Annotated in this window: 2 protein-coding genes; one reads left to right on the forward strand and one right to left on the reverse strand. The window is 35.2% G+C overall.

The features are described 5' to 3' along the window. Positions 1-123 precede the first annotated feature (123 nt). Entirely contained in the window at positions 124-864 is a 741-nt protein-coding gene (locus tag B5D30_RS03350; RefSeq protein WP_078806629.1) for a LytR/AlgR family response regulator transcription factor, read from the forward strand. A gap of 69 nt (positions 865-933) precedes the next feature. Here B5D30_RS03350 and B5D30_RS03355 read toward each other — a convergent pair. Next, positions 934-2,060, reverse strand: a 1,127-nt coding sequence (locus B5D30_RS03355; RefSeq protein WP_144399467.1) for a class A sortase, incomplete at its 5' end; no start/stop codon positions are given.

Raw genomic sequence — 2,060 nt, forward strand, 5'->3', positions numbered from 1 at the left:
CGGGTTGAGGTCTGTGGTAGTGAGCCATGCCGTTCATTTACTCGCAACACCAGTTGCGAGCGGTATTGCGAACAACCACCAGACCTCAGCACTTCGTAGCTAGACAAGAAAGGACAATACCATATGTTAAAAATAGTTTGTGTCAGCGAGAATTTAGTTCTCTTAGAAAGATTAAAAAGAGATTTTCATGATTTTCAATCAAAATTTAACATTCCATTTACGGTGAAATTTTTTTCAAAACCTGAGAAGTTACTTAAAAAAATCAAAGATTTTCATCTTGTTTTTATAGATTTAGAAATGACTCAGATAAACGAATTGGGGATTATCAAAAAAGTAAAACATCTAAATTCGCCTCTTGTTTACATTTTGTCACAAAAAGAAGATTTAGGTTGGGAAAGTTTCAATTCTAATATTTTTTACTTTTTGAAGAAAGATACTCATTTAGAAGAAAAATTAGAGCCTATTTTGAAGAATGTTTTAGAAGAAGAAAAAAAGAAGAGTGCGTTCTTGCTGAAAGATGCGGAAAAAGAAATGCTTACCCTTGTAAAAGTAGAGGAGATTGATTATATCGAAGCATTCGCCAAGAAAAGCATGGTCATGGCAAATGGAAAATACTATGATAGTGATTTCACATTAAAACAGTGGGAAAGTTTATTTGAAGAAAAACATTCTTTTCAAAAAATCAATCGTAGTTTTATAGTAAATTTTGGAACAATCCGTTCTATCACAACAAATGAAGTCGTAGTTGGTAATGGTCAAAGTATCTCCATTGCCGTCCGCCAACAATCTGCTATCAAAAAAGCATGGAAAAAGTTTTTGATGGAACAAATGAATGAAATGAAAATGGTTGAGGGTGTTCGTTAGAGATACCCATGCCCTTAAAAAAAGCTCAGTTTATTTTTCAAAACTGAGCTTTTTTATCGAAAAAATTTCCTATATAATCGCCAAAAACAAAATCGGCAACACCAACAACAACACAAGTGGAATCAACACTTGCATAGGATCTGCCAAGATGTTTGCTGCTAGATTCATGCAGAACAAATGGAAAACTGAAATCGGAGGGTCTTTCAAATAAATCCCGTTTTTCGGTGTTCCTGACATTTCTAATTTCATTTCTTGAAGCAATGGTTTGCTCGTTTGTTTTGCCTCTGATAAAGGAATAGTTTTCACAAATTCTCCTTGCACAATTCGCCGATAAATCGTACCGATGTTGCCCTCACAGCGAATAAGCGTAATGATTGGAGACTCACCTTCTTTTCTTCTCTCCACGACATCTACTTCTGTATCTCTTACCACCTTGTTTTCAAACACCTTGTATATATAAATGTCTTGAAAATCAGTCGCATAGATTTCCTCGCCTTTTTTCAACTCACTGATACGATTAAATAACACGTCTGTTTCATAAATATTGTGGGCAAGTAAAACATAGTTGTCTAGCCCCAATTTTTGGTCTTGTCGAAAGGTGGAGGCACCATTTAGTAGATTTTCATTTTTTAAACCAGCGAGAATCGGTAAATTGATTTCTTGTGAGGGAATGTACAATTTTCCTACTCCCCAATCATTCACATTTTTTTGCATATTTTTTTTCGCCTCAGCATAATTGGCGATATTCACGCTGGCTATCTCTTTTCCCTCATAATCACCGTTTAAAATTTTATCTGGTGTATAAGAGGCAAGTTGAGAAGTTTCCCCAACTTGCACAGGAGGAAGTTCGGTGTTTTGTTTCATCAATAAGTAACCATAAATTGCCACGACTAATACACCAATCATCGTTACAAGTAGCGTAACAAACAAAGCACGTGTAACATAAATCAAATGTTTCATGCGTTTTTTCGCTTTGTTGCGAATGGTTTCGTCCTCAGATTTTGATTTTTTCATAAAATAACGATGAAGTAAATACAAAATCATGAATACAACAAAACAAAATAGAAGAGAACTCAACACGATAGATTGATACGACCAAAAATTCCGCTTATTAATTGGCATTTTTTCCGCTTTTGCGTACGGAATGCGATGACCATTCACGAGCAAGCGATATGTATTAATTCCCGGCGGAGTAC

It is taken from the genome of Pilibacter termitis, from assembly GCF_900167335.1.
GTDB lineage: Bacteria > Bacillota > Bacilli > Lactobacillales > Streptococcaceae > Pilibacter > Pilibacter termitis.